Raw genomic sequence first — 17,111 nt, forward strand, 5'->3', positions numbered from 1 at the left:
GGCGCACGTCGGGGCAACGAAGCGTGCCGGAGGACGCGAAGCGGGTGCCTGCCACGCGAGACGGTGCCTCTCGCACCACGCAACGGCCCGGTGCCGGCAGGGTCAGCGCAGCACGCCGGCGCGGTAGGCCGCTTCGGTGCGGGTGGCCGCGCCGAGCTTGCGGAGGATCGCCGACACGTGCACGCTCGCGGTCTTGCCGCTGATGAAGAGCCGCTCGCCGATCTGGCGGTTGCTGAGCCCCTCGGCGATGAGTTCGAGCACCTGCCGTTCACGGGCGGTGAGCTCGGCGGTCACCTCGGCGGCCGCAATGGCATCGGATGCCGCAGAACCCGCGAGGCCCGGGCCGGCACCCGCCCCGGCCTTGGGCCTGCCCGACCCCATGCCGCCGTCGAGCGCGAGCCCGGCGGCCGCGGCGACCTGCTCGACGCGATCGCGTACCGCGCCGACGCCGCCGCTGAGGGCGAGGTCGAAGGCGCTCTGCAGCGTGACCTTCGCGGCGGCGCGGTCGCCGGCGGCGAGCTCGGCCTCTCCCTGGCGGGTGAGGGCGTACGGCGCGAGGTATCCCGGGGCCGAGGGCGCCGCTGCCGCCTTCGCCGCGACCCGCCAGGCTTCGGCGTCGGAGCCGGCCGCCCCGTCGGGTGCTTCGGCGAGTTCGGCCTCGAAGAACGCGGCCCAGAGGGAGCGGGTGGGCCAGTCCATGCCCGCGAGCACCTCGCGAAGGGCGGGCTCCGCCGCGCTGATCTCGGCGACGAGCTCGGCGGGGATGCCGCCGGCCTGTTCACGGCCGATGACCCCTCCCGCGCCGGCACGGGCCGCCCCGATGACCCGGGCCGCGACCCAGGCGAGCGGGAGTCCGTAGCCGGGCAGGGGCCCGCCCCGTTCGTCGAGCACGCGCTTCGCCTCGCGCCATGCGCCGGCGACGTCGCCTCCGGCGAGTGCGACCTCGGCAGCGACACGACTGACGCTGAGGCGCGTCTGCACCTCGACCTCCATGATCTCGGTCATCGTCGAGCGGACCCTCCGCAACTGCTCGGCGGCACGCACGGGCTCGCCGAGCCAGAGGATCGACCAGATGCGCGCCCGCTGCAAGTAGACCCCGAACGGCCCCGGCGGGTCGAGTGCGAGGGCGCGCTCGATGAGCACCGCCGCGCGATCCCATTCGCCGAGCGCGAAGAGCGGGTCGACGGCGTTCGAGGCGAGGATCAGGCCGGAGCTGCGCTCGACGCCCTGCGCCCTCGCCTGCTCGAGGCCCTCTTCGGCGAGGCGCACCGCCTCGGCGTAGTTGCCGACGAGGAAGTGCAGGTCGGAGGCGTTGACCCAGTAGCGCAGCATCGCAGCGCCGTCGCCGTGGGAGAGCTCTCGTGCATGCTCGAGGCCGGCGAACCCCGCATCGACCTCGCCGCGACTCGCCCGGCTGACGGCGGCCACGTTCGCGGCGAGCGAGGCGTAGCGGGGCGATTCGACCTCGATGGCGACCTCGAGCGCACGCTCGGCGGTGTCGACGGCCTCGTCGAGACGCCCTTCGATCATGAACCGGCCGGCGAGCACGATGAGCACGGTCATGCGGAGTTCGCTCGGACGCTCGCCGAGGACCTCGAGCGCCTCTTCGAGCACGGGGATCGACCCCGGTCGCCCGACGCTGGCGAGATCCATCGCCTTGTCGCGCAGGAATCGGGGGTACTGCGGCTCGTCGCGCGGGCACTCGGCGAGCGCGGCCTTGACGAGCGCGAGACTGCGCTCGCCCTCGCCGGCGTTGCGCAGGTGCGAGGCCGTGCGCCCCATCAGTTCGAGTTTCGTCATGCCCGACGATCGCTCGGGTTCGGGCACGACGTCCCACAGGCCGATCGCCCGCTCGCCGAGCTGTGCGGCGGTGGCGTAGGCGGCCGCGGCGCGCGCCTCACGCATCGCGTGGATCGTGGCGGGGAATGCGCGAGCCGCGTCGTGCGCGCCGAGCCAGTGGAACGAGATCTCGGCCGCGAGGCGCCGCGTGCCTGCGGCGGCGGCGGCCTCGTAGGCCTCGGCGTACCGCGAGTGGAATCGCGCCCGCTCGCCGGGCAGCAGGTCGGCGAGGATCGCCTCTCGCACGAGCGCATGCCGGAAGGCGTAGTCGTCGCCGTCGATCGTGAGCACGCCGGCCACCACGCTCTCACGTGCTGCGAGCTCGAGCTCGTCGGCCGAGCCGTCGAAGACCGTCTCGAGCATGGCATGGGAGATGCGCACGCCGCCCACGCTGATGACCCGCAGCAGCGCCTGGGCCGGATCGCTGAGGCGCTCGTAGCGCGCCAGCAGCAGTTCGCGGAGGGTGTCGGGCAGCTCGCGCTCATCGCGGCACCCGTCGAGGCCGACGAGCTCTTCGACGAAGAACGGCACGCCGTCGCTGCGGCGGAAGACGGTGTCGATGACCGCGTCGGTGGGCGGATCGCCGACGAGCGACTTCGTGAGCTTGCGCACCTGGGCGCGGGTCAGGCGCGAGAGGTCGCGTCGTTCGACCCAGCGGTCGCGCTCGGCCTCGGAGAGGAAGGCCCGCAGCGGATGCCCCCTGGTGACGTCTTCGCTGCGGTAGGTCAGCACCGTGAGCACCCGGCTCGAGCCGAGGGCGCGCATGAGGAATCGGAGCAGGGCGAGCGTGGCGGCGTCGACCCAGTGCAGGTCTTCGATGAGGAGCACCACCGGCCGCTCGCGCGAGACGCTCTCGAGCAGCACCGCGATGCCCTCGTGCAGCTGGCCCGTTGCGGCGCCGACACCGGCGGGGGCTGCGGCCGCGGCCGCGTCGGGGTCGGATGCCGCGAGCTCGGGCAGGAGCGCCGCGAGCGCCGGCCGGCCGGGGCCGGCCGCCTCGAGCACGCGTTCGCGCCCGAGGTCGGCGATGAGCGTGCGCAGCGCCGCCTTGACGGGCGCGTACGGCGCCGCGACGCTGCCGAGGTCGACGCACTGCCCGGCCAGGAGGCGCACGTCTGACGGCAGCCCGCGCTCGAACTCGCGCACGAGCCGCGTCTTGCCGATGCCCGCCTCACCGCCGATCACGACGGTGAAGGGCGCGCCGGCGCGCACCTCGTCGAGGCGCTCGTTGAGCCTCGCGAGGTCGGCGTCGCGGCCGACCATGGCCGCCGTCGACGTGGTCACGATCTCATCGTGCCACGTCCCCCCGACAGCGGCAGCTGCCGCGGCACCCGTGATCGCGGATGGCGGAATCGGCGGATCGACCGTGCGAACCGCCTCCGCCGTCGCGGTCGTGCTCACCGCAGGGCGAGACGCGGCGCCCGGTGCATGCGGCGGTGGCGACGAGCCGGTTCGGGCGACGCCCCCGCGTCGTCGGAACCGGACTCGTCGGCCGCGCGACGCAGCCCGAGCTCCCACTCGGCGCGGTGCACGTCGCTCTGGTGCGCGTGCAGTGCCATGAAGTCTGCAGAGAACTGCATGTTCCCCTCCTGGGTCTCCCCGATCGTTCGACCGGATGCCTCCAGCGTGCGCTCTGAGGCACCTGAGGCTCATCGGGCGATCGCCCTATTTCATGCGGATGCCGCCTCAGATCCGTCTGAGGCGGCACCGCGAGCGGGGACCGAGCGGCCGGCGCTCAGCCGAGGATCGTGGGCGTGCGGCGGTAGCCGTCGCGACCGAACTGCACGACCGCGGCGGAGATCGCCACGACGGCGACCAGTGCGAGCACGGCGAGGAACAGTGTCGAGAACATGGCGCACCTCCCTTCTGCAGGTCTTCACGGAATCTGACGAAATCTCAGTGAAGCTTGTCGTCGGGCTCCGTCGACGTCGTCAGGGCGACCACGGAGTCGGGTATCGGGGTGCCCGCCGGGGTCAGCACGGAGGGCTCCGGCGCGCCCCAGCGGCGGCCGAGCGGCACGACCCCCGCCCACACGGAGTGGTCCTCGCCGTCGTCGGGCTCCTCCGACGCGCCGGCGGCCCGCGCCTTCATGACGACGTCGTCGAGGCGGAGCCGGAGCACCCGGGTCGCCGCGATCTCCTTGCAGGTCGTCGCCCGCACCTCGTCGGCACGGCCGGGCATGAGCCGCTCCGAGAGCGCGAGGAGCGCGGCATCCGCTCGCTCGCCCTCGACGGGTTCGAGCACCCCGTACGCGACGACGCTGCGGTAGTTCATGGAGCTGTCGAAGAGGGAGCGGGCGAAGACGAGTCCGTCGAGCGCGGTCACGGCGAAGGCGACGACCTGCCGTTCGGATGCCGCGCGCAACGCGAATCCGCCGCCGGTCGAGCCGTGCACGAGCACGTGCTCGCCATCGCGGGCGTAGCCCATCGGCACGACGATCGGCACGCCGTCGACGACCGCGGCCAGGTGGCCGACGAGCTCGCCGTCGAGCAGCTCGAAGAGCGCATCGCGATCGGTCGTCTGGCGCTCCGACATGCGGCGGATGCGGCGGGGTGCTGGGGCTTGGGCTGCGGCGTCGTTCGTGGTCACCCTTCGAGTCTCGGGCGTACACTGGTTGAGTTCGCAGTCCAGTTCTCGCAGAATCAACCAGTCCAGTTGGGAGTCGGATGGACGGCCCGATCATCGACCTCGACCGCACGTCGACGGTGCCCCTCGGCGTGCAGCTCGTCGACGGGCTGCGGCGGCGCGTGCTGGCCGGCGAGCTCCGCCCGGGCGATCCGGTGCCGTCGACGAGGGCGCTCGCGAGCGCCCTCGGCCTCTCGCGCAGCGTCGTCGTGACGGCCTACGACCAACTCGCCGGCGAGGGCTACCTCGAGACGCGACAGGGTGCTGCCACCCGCGTCGCCGAGCTCGTGCCCCGGGTCGAGCGGGCAGCGGATGCCGCGGCATCCGCCCGTGCCGCAGGGGCCGAGCCATCCGCGATGGCGGCGGAACCTTCAGCCTCGCCCGAACCGCGCATCAACCTCCTCCCCGGCCGCCCGTCGACCTCGCGCATCGACCCCCGCCCCTGGCGCGCGGCCTGGCGCGGCGCCGCCTCGCTCGAGATCCCGGCGGACTCGCCGCCGCCGTTCGGCGTGCCCCGACTGCGCGCCGAGATCGCCGACCACCTGCGGCACGCGCGCGGACTCGCCTGCTCGCCCGACGACATCGTCGTCACCGCCGGCACGAGCGAGGCGCTCGGGCTCGTGGCATCCGTGCTCGCGCACATCGCCGGCAGTGCTCCCGACCTCGCGATCGAGGATCCGGGCTACCCCTCGGCGCGGCGCCTGTTCGAACGTCGCGGCGTGCGCACGCACCCCGTCGGGGCCGACGGCGACGGGTTCGACGTCGGCGCCCTGCGGCGGCTGCCGGTCGTGCCCGCCGCCGTCATGGTCACGCCGAGCCACCAGTACCCCCTCGGCGGTCGCCTGCCGGTCGCGACCCGGCTCGAGCTGCTCGCGTGGGCCGGCGCGCACGACGCGCTCGTGATCGAGGACGACTACGACAGCGAGTTCCGGCACCTCGGGCCGCCCCTCCCGGCGCTCGCCTCGCTCGACGACACGGGCCGGGTCGTGCTCATCGGCAGCTTCTCGAAGGTGCTGACGCCGTGGATCCGCCTCGGCTACCTGGTGCTGCCCGCCGCGAACCGGCGGCTCCGCGACGCGATCGCCGCCTCGCGAGACGACGAGGCCTGCCCGGTTCCGGGCGTCGCGCAGCACGCGATCGCCGAGCTGCTCGCGAGCGGCGCCGTGCGACGGCACATCACGGTCGCCCGTCGCGAGTACGCCCATCGCCGCGGACTCGTGCTCGCCGCGCTCGACGGGCTGCCGGGCGCACCGCTCTCGGGACTCGACGGCGGGCTGCACGCGGTCGTCGAGCTTCCGGATGCCGCGGCATCCGCTGCCCTCGTGACCCGGCTGGCGAACGAGGGCGTGGCCGTCGCCCCGCTCTCGGACTACTGGGCCGCCCCCGGCACCACGCGGCGTCACGGCATCGTGTTCGGCTACGCCGCACCGAGCGACACGCAGCTCGTCGAGGCGCTCGGGCGCATCCGCGGAGCCGTCCTCGACGCACTCGCCGCGTGACCTCGAGATGACGGGAATCGTCGCCTCGCGCGCCCAGCGGCGACGATTCACGTCATCTCGACGGCGGCCGGCGCCGGCGGGCGCGAACCCCGCGAATGCGACCTTCGGCCCGCTGTCGCGAGCCCGGCGCAGCAGATAGGGTGAACCGACCGGCGCGCCGAGGGGTGGCACGCCACCCTACGGTTGGAGGCGCAGTGCGGCGAGCAGTCGGTGGTATCGGGGCATCCGTCACGCTCGGAACGGTCGCCGTGGCGCTGCTCCTGAGCGGATGCGTCGCGGCACCCACGCCCCCGCCGGTGACGATCGTCGCGACCGTCACCGCGACCCCGAAGCCCAAGCCGACTCCGACGCCCACCGCGCCCCCGGCCGAACCCGCACCCGCGCCGGCCCCCGCCCCCGAGCCGGTGCCGAATGCGCCCGCCCCCGTCTACGAACCCGGCCCGGCCGTCGACCTCGGGGCGCGCGACGGTGCGAACGGCACCCCGTCGCTCGACGGCAGCGGCATGCCGATCAGCTACGTCGTCGTCGCGGGCGACAGCTTCTTCGACATCGCGCAGCGCTTCGACCTGCCGCAGCAGCAGCTCCTGCGCATGAACGCGCAGGTGCACGACTTCGGGGAGAACGTCTACATCGGCGACGTCATCAACCTCGACTGGACGAAGACCGGATGACCCCGGCCGCCGCGACCGAGGTCGTCATCACGATCGCGCCGTGGAACCCCTGGCCGGTGGCGATCCCGCTGCTCGTGCTGCTCGCGGGCGTCGTCGTCTCGTTCGTCGGCACGCGGCGCCGCTCGAAGCCGCTCCGCGAGCTCGGCTACGTGCTCTTCCTCGTCTCAGCGCTCACCGCTGGCGCGATGGCGTGGACGCTGTCGGGCATCTGGGACACGCAAGCGCGGGAGCAGGCGCTCGAGGAGCTCGGCTACATCTCGCCCACCTTCAGCGGCGGCATGGCCCTCTCCGACGAGGGCCTGCCGCCGATCGACTTCACGGCCGAACGCGCCGACGGCACGCGGGTGAGCGGCATGCTGATCGACCAGGGTGATGGGCGCTGGCTCGTGAAGTTGGGCGACTGAGGTCGGCGACTCAGGTCGGCGACTCAGGACGGCGACGCCGCTCCGGGGCTGAGCGCTACGGCGTCGGCCGCACGGGCGGAGCGTCATCGGGCGCGAGGTATGCGCCGATCCTCCGGAACAACTCGTCGCCGCCGTTCGAGTACTGGCCTTCGCTGTTGAAGGCCTCCTCCTCGTATGTGACCGCGACCGCGATCGCGATCCTCTCCGACGGCAGGTAGGCGTTCACCGCCGCGTATCCGTAGAAGAGCGGGTTCTGGAGCAGCCAGTCGCCCGAGATCCACAGTCCGAGTCCGTACGTCGCGAACTCGTCGAGCGGGCGGCAGTTGACGCAGCCGTCGATCGCGGTCGTCTTTCCGCGCAGGTCGGTCGACGTCATCGCCTCGTACGACTCCTTCGAGAGCAGCTCGCCCGTGCCGACCGCGATCGCGCTCGTCAGCAGGTCGTCGATGTTGCTCGTCTGGATGGCGCCCTGGCTGATGGTCCACGACGGATTCCAGCCCGTGGAGTCCTCGTAGAACGGGACTCCCTCGGGGATGTTCAGGAAGGATCGTCGCTCCGAGCTGTAGGCGTGCAGCGCCGGTTCGGGGATCTCCGCGGTGAGCGAGGCCGTCGTGTTCGCGAGGCCCAGCGGATCGAGGACCCGCTCCTGCAAGGCGTCCTCGAGCGACATCCCCGTGACCTCTTCGAGCACGAGCCCGAGGATGACGTAGTTGGTGTGCGCGTAGGCCCAGTTGGTGCCGGGCTCGAACCACAACGGCTTGTCCATCGCGAGGGCGAGCTGGTCCTCCGTCGTCCACGCCTTGAACGGGTCGGCGTAGGCGATCTCGGCGAACTCCTCGTTGCCGAGCACGAAGTCCTGGTAGCCCGAGGTCATCTGGGCCAGCTGCCCGACCGTGACCTCGTCGGCGTGCGGCAGGTCGGGCAGGTACATCGAGACCTTGTCGTCGAGGCTCATCTCACCCTCGTCGACGAGTTGCAGCATCAGGGTCGACACGTACGAGATCGCGACGGCGCCGTTGCGGAAGTGCATGTCGGGCGTCGCCGGAATCCCCGTCATGGACTCACCCTCGGCGGCGGTCACGATCTCGGCCCCGTCGACCGACACCTTCACGATGACGGCCTTCAGGTGCGCCTCCTCCATGTAGTCGCGCACGATCTGCATCACGGCGTCGGCCTTCACGGCGTCGTCAGCTGCGACCTCATCGGATGCATCGGGCGCCGTCGATGCCGGAAGGGGGCTCGGTGACGCAGCAGGCGTCGCGCCGCCCGATGTGCATGCGGCGAGCAGGCCCAGCGCGCATGCGAACACCACGATTCGCCCGAGCACCGGGCCCCGCCGTGTAGTGGACATGACTGAGTGTCCCGCCGCGCAAGGTGAGATAACAACAGTTCCGGCCGTTCGGGGGGTCCGGTACCGGGCTCCCTCGAGCCGATCAGGGGGTGTCGAAGAGCGCCTGGCCCACGAACTCGCCCTCGGCGACGCCGCCCGGCACCGCGAAGATCGCCGACCCGACGTGCTTCAGGTATTCGTTCAGCCCGTCGCGCGCGAGGTTCCGCTGCACGTCGATGAACTGCTGCGGCGAACGCTGGAACGACAGGAAGAAGAGCCCGGCGTCGAGCCGGCCGAGCGAGTCGTTGCCGTCGACGAAGTTGTATCCCCTGCGGAGCATACGAGCTCCGCCGTTCGACGTCGGGTGCGCGAGCCGCACATGCGCGTCGGTGCCGATGAGCGGCGCATCGGTCGCTCCGGTCTTCTCGAAATCGGGCTCGGTGAACTCGGTGCCGCCCGAGAGCGGCGCGCCCTCGCCCTTCGAGCGCCCCACGAGCTGTTCCTGCTCGCCGAGCTGCACGCGGTCCCAGTTCTCGATGATCATGCGGATGCGGCGTGCCACGAGGTACGAGCCGCCCTCGAGCCACGCCGGCTGGTCGCTCGCGTTCACCCAGATCTGCTCGTCGACGGTTGCCGTCTCCTCGGCCTTGACGTTCGCCGTGCCGTCCTTGAAGCCGAAGAGGTTGCGGGGCGTCGCCTGGGTCGTCGAGGTCGACGAGGTGCGACCGAAGCCGAGCTGCGACCAGCGCAGGCTCGCGCGGCCGAAGGCGATGCGGCTGAGGTTGCGGATCGCGTGCACGGCGACCTGCGGATCGTCGGCGCACGCCTGGATGCAGAGGTCGCCGCCGGAGATCTCGGGCACGAGCGCGTCGCCCTGGAAGCGCGGGAGCGGCTCGAGCAGGGCCGGGCGCCGGGTCGCGATGCCGAAGCGGTCGGCGCCCTCGGCGTCGGCGAAGAGGCCGGGGCCGAACCCGAACGTGATCGTGAGCCCGCTCGCGGGCAGGCCGAGCGCCTCGCCGGTGTCGGCCGGCGGCGCGTAGTCGGAGCCGCCGACGGCCCCGCCCTCGGCGACCTCGAGCCCCTGGCTCAGTCGCGCCGCAGCGTCCGTCCACTCGGTCAGCAGCGCGATGAGGCCCTCGCGGTCGAGCGTCTCGGCGACGTCGAACGCCGCGAAGTGCAGACGGTCCTGAGCCGGGGTCACGATGCCGGCCTGGTGCTCGCCGAAGAACGGGTAGACGGATGCCGCGGGGCCCGAGGCATCCGCCCCGCCCGTCACGGCAACGGCGACGCCGGCCCCCGCTGCAGCCCCGACGACGGCGCCGGCCGCGCCCGCGCCCAGGAGCCCGAAGAGACCACGGCGACTCACGCCGGCCTCCGCCGGTCGAGCAGGCGCTCCAGCGCCGTCTCGAGACCCCTGCTCCGATTCGGAGACAGGTCTCGAGACGGTCGCTCCCTCGTCGCGTCCTTCTCGACCGGCGTCGCGCTCCTCGACCATCAGGCCCCGAGCACCGTCGCGGTGAGCTGCGAGAGCGGCTCGGCGAGCGCGTTGACCTCGTCGCTGAGCGTCTTCTTGTCGACATCGGTCAGGGTCGCATAGTCGACGAAGCCCGATTCGAGGGAGCCGTACTCGGCGAGCGCGGCCTCGAGGGCGGCGAACTGCTCGTCGATCTCGGTCGCGAGCGCCGTGCCCTCGTCGCCCTTCGACTCGGCGAGCGCGCGCACCGCGCCGAAGGCGACGCCGGCGCCCTGCACGTTGGCGGCGAAGTCGGAGAGGTCGGTGCCCGACCACCAGTCCTCCTCACCGGTGATCTTGCCGGCGGCGACCTCGTCGAGCAGCGCGATCGCGCCGTTCGAGATGGCGTCGAGCGAGACGGTGAAGTCGTCGGCGGTCACGAGGTCGTGGAGCTCGGTGACATCCGCGACGAGGCCGTCGGCGTACGCCTGACGTTCCTCGGGCGTCGAGGGAGCCCAGTCGAGGAACGCGTCCTGCCCGTCGGAGTTGAGGTCACCGGGGGCCGGGGCCCAGAGGTCCTTCTCGATGCGGTGGAAACCGGTCCACTCGAGGCCGTCGGCCACGGCGTCGACCTCGCGGAAGTCGATCTTCGGGTCGAGGTCGCCGAACGCCTCGGCCGTGGGCTCGATGCGCTCGTAGGGCACGCGGGTCGCGGCGAAGAGCGATCGGGCGGTCTCGTCGTCGCCGGCGGCGTAGGCCGCGGCGAACGCCTCGACGAGCGGCAGCAGCTCGGCCGACTGCGAGCGCACGTAGGCGAGGTACTCCGTCACGGCCTGGTCGGAGAGCTCCTCGTCGCCGGCCGACACCGCCGATGCCTCGCCCGTCACGGTGAACTCGGCGAGGCCGATCGGTGCGCCGACCTGCTGGAACTTGCACGCCGTGTAGTACGTGCCCGGCTCGAGGTGGGCGGTGAAGTCGATCTCCTGGCCGGGGGTCACGTTCTCCTTCTCGCCCACGATGCGCAGCTGGTCGTCGGCGAGGATCTCGAACTCGTTCACGTCGGTGCCGTTGTTCGCGAGGGCGAACGTCACGGCGCCGGCGGGCGCGGTGGCGGCGGCCACGGCGCATCCGTCATCGGTGATGTCGACGGCGATCGCCGATGCGAGGTCGGCTTTCGCGACGCAGCCGGTGAGGGCGAGCGCGAGTGCGGTCACGGCAGCGGATGCCGCGAGGGCGCGTCGGGTCATGGATGCTCCTGGATTCGAGGTGGGGTGAGACGGGGGGTGGTCGGGGTCAGTTCGCCGCAACGGCGGCGGTCGTCGGCGCGGCCGAGGCGGGAGCCACGGCGGTCACCGGCCGGCGTCGGCGGTGCAGCATGCCGAGGTAGAGCGTCGTCGTGATCGCGACGTAGAGCACCCACCCGATGACCTGGGCCCAGGTCGGCTCGGGGGTGAAGTTGAAGATGCCCGCGAGCACGGTGCCGTACCAGCTGCCCGGCGGCACGGCCTCGACGAGGCTGAACGCGTGCGTGCCCCAGCCCGGGATCACCGACGCCTCCTGCAGGTCGCCGATGCCGTACACGAGCACGCCCGCCGCCACGAGGATGAGGAAGAGCCCGGTCCACGTGAAGAACCTCGAGAGGTTGATGCGCACGAGCCCGCGGGAGATGCCCCACGAGATGACGATCGCGGTCACGATGCCGAGCAGCGCGCCGACGGTGCCGAGCACGGGGTCGTTGCCGCCCGAGACGTTGGCCCAGACGAAGAGGGCGGTCTCGATGCCCTCGCGCCCGACGGCGAGCGCGCCGAGCAGCACGATGGCGAACCACGACCGGTCGACGGCGGCGTCGACCTGGCCGCGCAGCTCCTTCGAGAGGCCGGCGCCGTGCGTGCCCATCCAGAAGATCATCCAGGTCACGAGCGCGACCGCGACGAGGGAGAGCGTGCCGCCGAGCATCTCCTGCGCCTGGAACGTCATGGCGTACGGGCCCCACGTGAGCAGCGCACCGACGCCGAGCGAGACGGCGACGGCGATGCCGATGCCGAACCAGAGGCGGCCGAAGAGGTCGCGGCGGCCGATCTTGCCGAGGTAGGCGATGAGGATGCCGACGATGAGCCCCGCCTCGAGGCCTTCGCGAAGGCCGATCAGGTAGTTGGCGAGCACGCGCGTCTCCCGGTACGAATGGAGTGGATTGAGCTAAGGCTAACCTAAGGTGCTCGTTCCCGCGAACCTCGGTCGTCACATCGGATTGCCATGCTGGTCACGGTTTTCGCGGGCGGATGACACCGGCCGCGCACAGGGGCGTAGCGTGGGTTCGTGCTGACTCCGCCGAAGACCGACAAGCGACCCACCGAACGCGTGCACCACGGCGACGTCGTCGTCGACGACTACGAGTGGCTGCGCGACAAGGACGACCCCGAGGTGCTCGCGCACCTGCACGAGGAGAACGCCTTCACGAAGGCGCGCACCGAGCACCTCTCGATCCTGCAGGAGCAGATCTTCGAGGAGATCACGACCCGCACCAAGGAGACCGACCTCAGCGTGCCGACCCGCGAGGGCGACTGGTGGTACTACACCCGCACCGTCGAGGGCCGCGAATACGGCATCCACTGCCGGGTGCCCGCCGCAGGCCCCGACGACTGGGAGCCCCCCGTGACGGATGACTCGGGCTCCCCACTGCCCGGCGAGCAGGTGCTGCTCGACGACAACGCAGAGGCCGAGGGCCACGACTTCTACTCGCTCGGCAGCTTCGACGTCACGGCCGACGGCGCGACCCTGCTCTACGCGACCGACCTCGAGGGCGATGAGCGGTACACGATCCGGCTCCGCTCGCTCGACGGCTCGGGGCGGGAGTACGACGACGTCATCGAGGGCACCTCGAGCGGAGCGACGTTCGACCCGAGCGGGCGCTTCGTGTTCTACGCGACGGTCGACGAGTCGTGGAGGCCCGACACGATCTGGCGGCACGAGATCGGCACCGCGGCATCCGACGACGTCTCGGTCTTCTCCGAGCCCGACGAGCGCTTCTGGCTCGGCGTCGGCGTGACGCGGAGCCGCAGGTTCCTCGTGATCGAGGCGGGCTCCAACGTCACGAGCGAGACCTGGCTGCTCGACGCCGCCGAACCGACGGGCGAGTTCTCCGTCGTCTGGCCCCGCAAAGACGGGGTGGAGTACGACGTCGAGCACGTCGTCGCCGGCGGCAAGGACCGCCTGCTCATCGTGCACAACGACCAGGCCGTGAACTTCGAGCTCGTGAGCGTCGCGGCATCCGACCCGCAGGGCGACCGGCGCACGCTACTGCCCCACGACCCGGCCGTGCGACTCGAGGGCGTCGACGCGTTCCGCGACTTCGTCGCCGTCGAGTACCGCCGCGAGGGGTTGCCGCGCGTGGCCGTCGCGAAGGTGCCGGCGGCCGGCCTCCCGGCCGACGCCACGCCCGACGACACCCTGCACGAGCTCGCCTTCGACGAGGCCCTCTTCGCGGTGGGCCTCTCGGGCAACCCCGACTGGGCGCAGCCGACGTTGCGCATCGGGTACACGAGCTTCGTGACCCCCTCGACGGTCTACGACGTCGTCGTCGCGACGGGCGAGCGACGGCTCCGCAAGCGCCAGGCCGTGCTCGGCGACTACGACGCGACCCGCTATTCGCAGCGACGCGAGTGGGCGACGGCCGACGACGGCACGCGCATCCCCGTCTCGCTCGTGTATCGGCACGACCTCGTCGACCTCGGCAGGCCCGCCCCGACCCTGCTCTACGGCTACGGCTCGTACGAGCATTCGATCGACCCGGGCTTCGGCATCCCGCGGCTGTCGCTGCTCGACCGCGGCATGATCTTCGCCGTGGCCCACGTGCGCGGCGGCGGCGAGATGGGGCGGCTCTGGTACGAGCACGGCAAGAAGCTCGAGAAGCGCAACACCTTCACCGACTTCGCGGCCGTCGCGCGGCACCTGATCGATGAGGACATCACCGCCCCCGACCGGCTCGTCGCCCAGGGCGGCAGCGCAGGCGGCCTGCTCATCGGCGCCGTCGCGAACCTCGCGCCGAAGTACTTCTCGGGCTTCCTCGCCGAGGTTCCCTTCGTCGACCCGCTGACCTCGATCCTCGACCCGTCGCTGCCGCTGACCGTGATCGAGTGGGACGAGTGGGGCAACCCGCTCGACGACGAGGAGGTCTACTCCTACATGAAGTCGTACTCGCCGATCGAGAACGTGCACGTGAACCACTACCCGCCGATCCTGGCCGTGACCTCGCTGAACGACACGCGCGTGCTCTACGTCGAGCCGGCGAAGTGGGTGGCGAAGCTCCGCGACGTCGGGGCCGACCCGCTGCTGAAGATCGAGATGGCGGCCGGGCACGGCGGCGTCTCGGGCCGCTATGCGGCCTGGCGCGAGCGCGCGTTCGCCTACGCGTGGGTCGTCGACGCGGCGGGGGCGCACCCGAGCGGCGAGTGAGCTCAGCGTCGCCGCTCGTAGGTGATGTGCGTCGCGAGCGGGGTGTTCAGCACCTCGACCGGCGTGAGGGCCGGGTCGTCGATGCCCTCGAAGAGCCGCTCGCCGCCGCCGAGCATCATCGGCGAGATCGTGATGATGATGCGGTCGATGTGGCCGGCGGCGAGGTACTGCCGCACAGTGCTCGCGCCGCCCGCGATCGAGATGCGGCCATCGTCGCCGACGGCAGCTCTCGCCTGGGCGAGCGCGTCTTCGATGCCGGTCGTCACGAAGTGGAAGGTCGTGCCGCCCTCCATCGGGATCGGGTCGTGCGGGTGGTGCGTGAGCACGTAGACGGGCCCGTGGTACGGCGGGTTCTCGCCCCACCAGCCCTTCCAGTCCTCGTCGGTCCACTCGCCGCGGATCGGCCCGAACATGTTGCGGCCCATGATGTAGGCATCCGGCGCGAGGATCTGCTCGACGATGCCGGCGTTCTCGTCGGGCTGCTCGAACATCCACCGGTGCAGGTCTTCGCCGCCTTCGCCGAGCGGGTCGGTACGGGTCTGGTTCGGGCCGGCGACGAATCCGTCGAGCGAGATCGAGAGGTTGGCCGTGACGAGGCCGTCGTTGAACGTCATGCGCGACACCGTACGCCGCTCCGCCGACACCCGCATCGGTGCATGCGAACGCACCGATTCCGCGCAGAGCGAGCACCGTTCCGGATGTCGCAGGCCGCTGCCAGACTGACGAAATGTCTCTTCTCTCCGATCTGAGCGAACGAGTTCCAGGCCGGGCCCATGGTCCCGGCGCATCCGAGTACGACGCCGGGCGCACCGTGTTCGCCGGCGTCGGCGAACCCGACGCGGTCGTTCGACCGCACACCGTCGACGAGGTCGCGGCCGCCGTCGGCCTCGCCGCCGCGGCGGGCATGCCGATCGCCGTGCGCAGCGGCGGTCACGGCCTGCTTCCGGTCGACGGCGGCCTCGTCGTCGACCTCGCCGAGTTCACCGCGATCGAGGTCGACGCGACCGGCCTCGTCACTGTGGGCGGCGGTGCCCACTGGGGCGACGTCGCCGCCGTGCTCGGCCCGCACGGGCTGGGCGTGAGCTCGGGCGACACCCGCGACGTCGGCGTGGGGGGCCTGGCGCTCGGCGGCGGTGTCGGCTGGCTCGTGCGCGAGCAGGGCCTCGCCATCGACGCGCTCCGCGAGGTCGAGCTCGTCACGGCGGCCGGCGAGGTGCTGACCCTGAGCGAGACGTCGCACCCCGAGCTCTTCTGGGCGGTGCGCGGCGGCGGCGGCAACTTCGGCGTCGCCACGAGGTTCGTCTTCCAGGCGATCCCCGCAGACGGGCTCGTCGGCGGGCTCGTGCGCTTCGACCGTTCCGACGTGCCCGCGGTGCTCCGCGCGTGGCGCGACGTCATGCGGGCAGGCCCTGACGAACTGAACTCGTCCCTCATGCTGTTGCCGCCGTTCGGGCCCGAGATGCCCGGCGGGCCGCAGCTCGGCGTGGCCCTGAAGGGCGACGAGTCCAGGCTCCACGAGCTCCTCGCTCCGCTGCTCGCGCTCCCGTCGGTCGTGGAGGTGTCTCTCGCCCCGGTCGCCTACAGCGAACTGCTCGAAGACGCCCCGCCGGGTCGGCCGCCGTTCCTGTTCGTCGGCGGCAACGGCTTCGTGCCCGACCTGTCCGATGCGGCGCTCGACGCGGTCGCGGCGGCATACGCCCGAGAGGTGCCCACCATGGTGCTGCTCCGCGCACTCGGCGGCGCCTTCTCCCGGGTCGCGCCCGACGCGACGGCGATCCCCCACCGCGATGCCGAGGCGCTCCTCATCGTCAACGGGGTGCTCGCGGCGGATGCCTCGCCCGAGCAGCTCGCGGCCGTGAAGGCGGGCAGCGATGCCGCGCTCGCGTTCACGAGCGGCACCTACGGCAACTTCTCGGCCGAGTACGGCCCCGAGGTCACGGCGTCGATGTACCCGCCGGCGACGCTCGAGCGCCTGCGCCGCATCAAGAGGCAGGTCGACCCGGGCAACGTGTTCCGCCGCAACCACAACATCGCGCCGGCTGACTGAGCCGGCCGGATGAGACGGCAGTGAGCGGATGCCCCGGCAGCGCGCCGGGGCATCCGCTCACTGGTCTCGCCTCGTCACCCGAGGCGTTCGGTGAGGTGCACGGTGACCTCGTCGCCGTCGGTCTTCCCGATCGAACGCCGCAGTCCAGCGGCGATCGGCAGCTTGTGGGTGCCGTCGCCGAGCGCCATGAACGAGCTCCGGAACTCCACCCCGTCGACGGTGCCGGCGACCTTGACGAGTCCGCGGGTGCCGAAGATGGCGGCCGAGTCGGGCAGCTTGACGCAGGTCCAGGTGTCTCCCGGCTGCGCCTTGCCGAGCACGGCGTTGAACGTGATGTCGAGCGGCCCTGCCTTGCTGGTCATGATCATCCTTTCTCCTCGTTGACGAACACGTCTCCTGGCTCAGACGAACAGGCCGACGATGACGCCGATGAGCACGAGCTTGAGCAGCCAGTCGCCGGCGTGGAGCACTGCGGTCGAGACCGGAACCTTCTCCCACTGCACGGATCCGGCGAGCAGCACGAGCGGCAGCGCGAAGAGCGAGAGCCCGAGCAGCGCACCGGCCCAGGCCCCTGACCATCCGGCGGCGATCATCAGGCCGGCCAGCAGACCGGCGACGATGGCGCTGCGCACGAGTTCGAGCAGGATCTGCCACGGCTTGGGGCGCTCGTCGCGGGCGGTGCCGCGTTCGGCGGAGGCCGGCGGTGCCTTCGGCGCCACGATGTAGTAGACGGAGCTGAGGATGAAGGCGGCGACCGCCGCGATCGCGATTCCGAGGAAGACCATCTCCCG

Annotated in this window: 15 protein-coding genes; 5 read left to right on the top strand and 10 right to left on the bottom strand. The window is 71.9% G+C overall.

All coding sequences use genetic code 11. From position 1 onward, the window contains the following. Positions 1 to 102 precede the first annotated feature (102 nt). The 3 genes from ESP57_RS10220 to ESP57_RS10230 all read right to left on the bottom strand — a co-directional run bounded on the left by ESP57_RS10220 (position 103) and on the right by ESP57_RS10230 (position 4,428). A complete protein-coding gene (locus ESP57_RS10220; RefSeq protein WP_243648480.1) occupies positions 103 to 3,123 on the bottom strand; it encodes a helix-turn-helix transcriptional regulator in 3,021 nt (1,006 codons plus the stop codon). A gap of 113 nt (positions 3,124 to 3,236) precedes the next feature. Next, positions 3,237 to 3,419: a hypothetical protein gene (locus tag ESP57_RS10225; RefSeq protein WP_056006814.1), complete on the bottom strand. Its 183-nt coding sequence runs from the start codon at positions 3,417 to 3,419 to the stop codon at positions 3,237 to 3,239. Positions 3,420 to 3,735: 316 nt separating this feature from the next. Next, positions 3,736 to 4,428 carry a pyridoxamine 5'-phosphate oxidase family protein gene (locus ESP57_RS10230; protein WP_207904526.1) on the bottom strand — a complete coding sequence of 231 codons (693 nt, stop codon included), beginning with the start codon at positions 4,426 to 4,428 and terminating at the stop codon, positions 3,736 to 3,738. Between the two features lie 77 nt (positions 4,429 to 4,505). Between ESP57_RS10230 and pdxR the strand changes: the two genes are divergently transcribed. The 3 genes from pdxR to ESP57_RS10245 all read left to right on the top strand — a co-directional run bounded on the left by pdxR (position 4,506) and on the right by ESP57_RS10245 (position 7,038). Next, positions 4,506 to 5,963 (top strand): MocR-like pyridoxine biosynthesis transcription factor PdxR, encoded by a 1,458-nt coding sequence (gene pdxR, locus ESP57_RS10235; protein WP_129231455.1) that lies wholly within the window; start codon positions 4,506 to 4,508, stop codon positions 5,961 to 5,963. 194 nt (positions 5,964 to 6,157) lie between these two features. Continuing rightward, entirely contained in the window at positions 6,158 to 6,634 is a 477-nt protein-coding gene (locus ESP57_RS10240; protein ID WP_129231457.1) for a LysM peptidoglycan-binding domain-containing protein, read from the top strand. Further along, positions 6,631 to 7,038, top strand: coding sequence for a hypothetical protein (locus ESP57_RS10245; RefSeq protein WP_129231458.1), 408 nt, complete (start codon positions 6,631 to 6,633; stop codon positions 7,036 to 7,038). Before ESP57_RS10240 ends, ESP57_RS10245 begins: the two co-directional genes overlap by 4 nt. 55 nt (positions 7,039 to 7,093) lie before the next feature. Here the strand turns inward: ESP57_RS10245 and ESP57_RS10250 are convergent, their stop codons facing one another. The 4 genes from ESP57_RS10250 to efeU form a co-directional block, all read right to left on the bottom strand. Next, positions 7,094 to 8,389 carry a serine hydrolase domain-containing protein gene (locus ESP57_RS10250; RefSeq protein ID WP_129231460.1) on the bottom strand — a complete coding sequence of 432 codons (1,296 nt, stop codon included), beginning with the start codon at positions 8,387 to 8,389 and terminating at the stop codon, positions 7,094 to 7,096. Positions 8,390 to 8,471: 82 nt separating this feature from the next. Next, entirely contained in the window at positions 8,472 to 9,734 is a 1,263-nt protein-coding gene (efeB, locus tag ESP57_RS10255; RefSeq protein ID WP_243648481.1) for an iron uptake transporter deferrochelatase/peroxidase subunit, read from the bottom strand. A gap of 128 nt (positions 9,735 to 9,862) precedes the next feature. Continuing rightward, on the bottom strand, positions 9,863 to 11,068 hold the full coding sequence (efeO, locus tag ESP57_RS10260; protein WP_129231463.1) for an iron uptake system protein EfeO: 1,206 nt from the start codon (positions 11,066 to 11,068) through the stop codon (positions 9,863 to 9,865). Between the two features lie 46 nt (positions 11,069 to 11,114). Next, on the bottom strand, positions 11,115 to 11,984 hold the full coding sequence (efeU, locus tag ESP57_RS10265) for an iron uptake transporter permease EfeU (RefSeq protein ID WP_129231464.1): 870 nt from the start codon (positions 11,982 to 11,984) through the stop codon (positions 11,115 to 11,117). A 153-nt stretch (positions 11,985 to 12,137) separates the two neighbouring features. On the opposite strand from efeU, the gene ESP57_RS10270 reads away from it, so the two are divergent. After that, positions 12,138 to 14,273 carry a S9 family peptidase gene (locus ESP57_RS10270; protein WP_129231465.1) on the top strand — a complete coding sequence of 712 codons (2,136 nt, stop codon included), beginning with the start codon at positions 12,138 to 12,140 and terminating at the stop codon, positions 14,271 to 14,273. A gap of 2 nt (positions 14,274 to 14,275) precedes the next feature. Here ESP57_RS10270 and ESP57_RS10275 read toward each other — a convergent pair whose 3' ends face one another. Then, positions 14,276 to 14,887 (bottom strand): dihydrofolate reductase family protein, encoded by a 612-nt coding sequence (locus tag ESP57_RS10275; RefSeq protein WP_129231466.1) that lies wholly within the window; start codon positions 14,885 to 14,887, stop codon positions 14,276 to 14,278. A gap of 113 nt (positions 14,888 to 15,000) precedes the next feature. Here ESP57_RS10275 and ESP57_RS10280 point away from each other — a divergent pair, with 113 nt between their 5' ends. Further along, positions 15,001 to 16,320, top strand: coding sequence for an FAD-binding oxidoreductase (locus tag ESP57_RS10280; protein ID WP_129231467.1), 1,320 nt, complete (start codon positions 15,001 to 15,003; stop codon positions 16,318 to 16,320). A 74-nt stretch (positions 16,321 to 16,394) separates the two neighbouring features. Here ESP57_RS10280 and ESP57_RS10285 read toward each other — a convergent pair whose 3' ends face one another. Further along, positions 16,395 to 16,682 (bottom strand): DUF1905 domain-containing protein, encoded by a 288-nt coding sequence (locus tag ESP57_RS10285; protein ID WP_129231468.1) that lies wholly within the window; start codon positions 16,680 to 16,682, stop codon positions 16,395 to 16,397. A gap of 39 nt (positions 16,683 to 16,721) precedes the next feature. Continuing rightward, complete coding sequence (locus ESP57_RS10290) at positions 16,722 to 17,105, bottom strand: DUF1761 domain-containing protein (RefSeq protein WP_115959396.1); 384 nt, start codon at positions 17,103 to 17,105, stop codon at positions 16,722 to 16,724. Positions 17,106 to 17,111: the final 6 nt, after the last annotated feature.

The sequence above is a fragment of the Agromyces fucosus genome, assembly GCF_004134865.1.
In the GTDB taxonomy this organism is placed as follows: Bacteria; Actinomycetota; Actinomycetes; order Actinomycetales; family Microbacteriaceae; genus Agromyces; species Agromyces fucosus.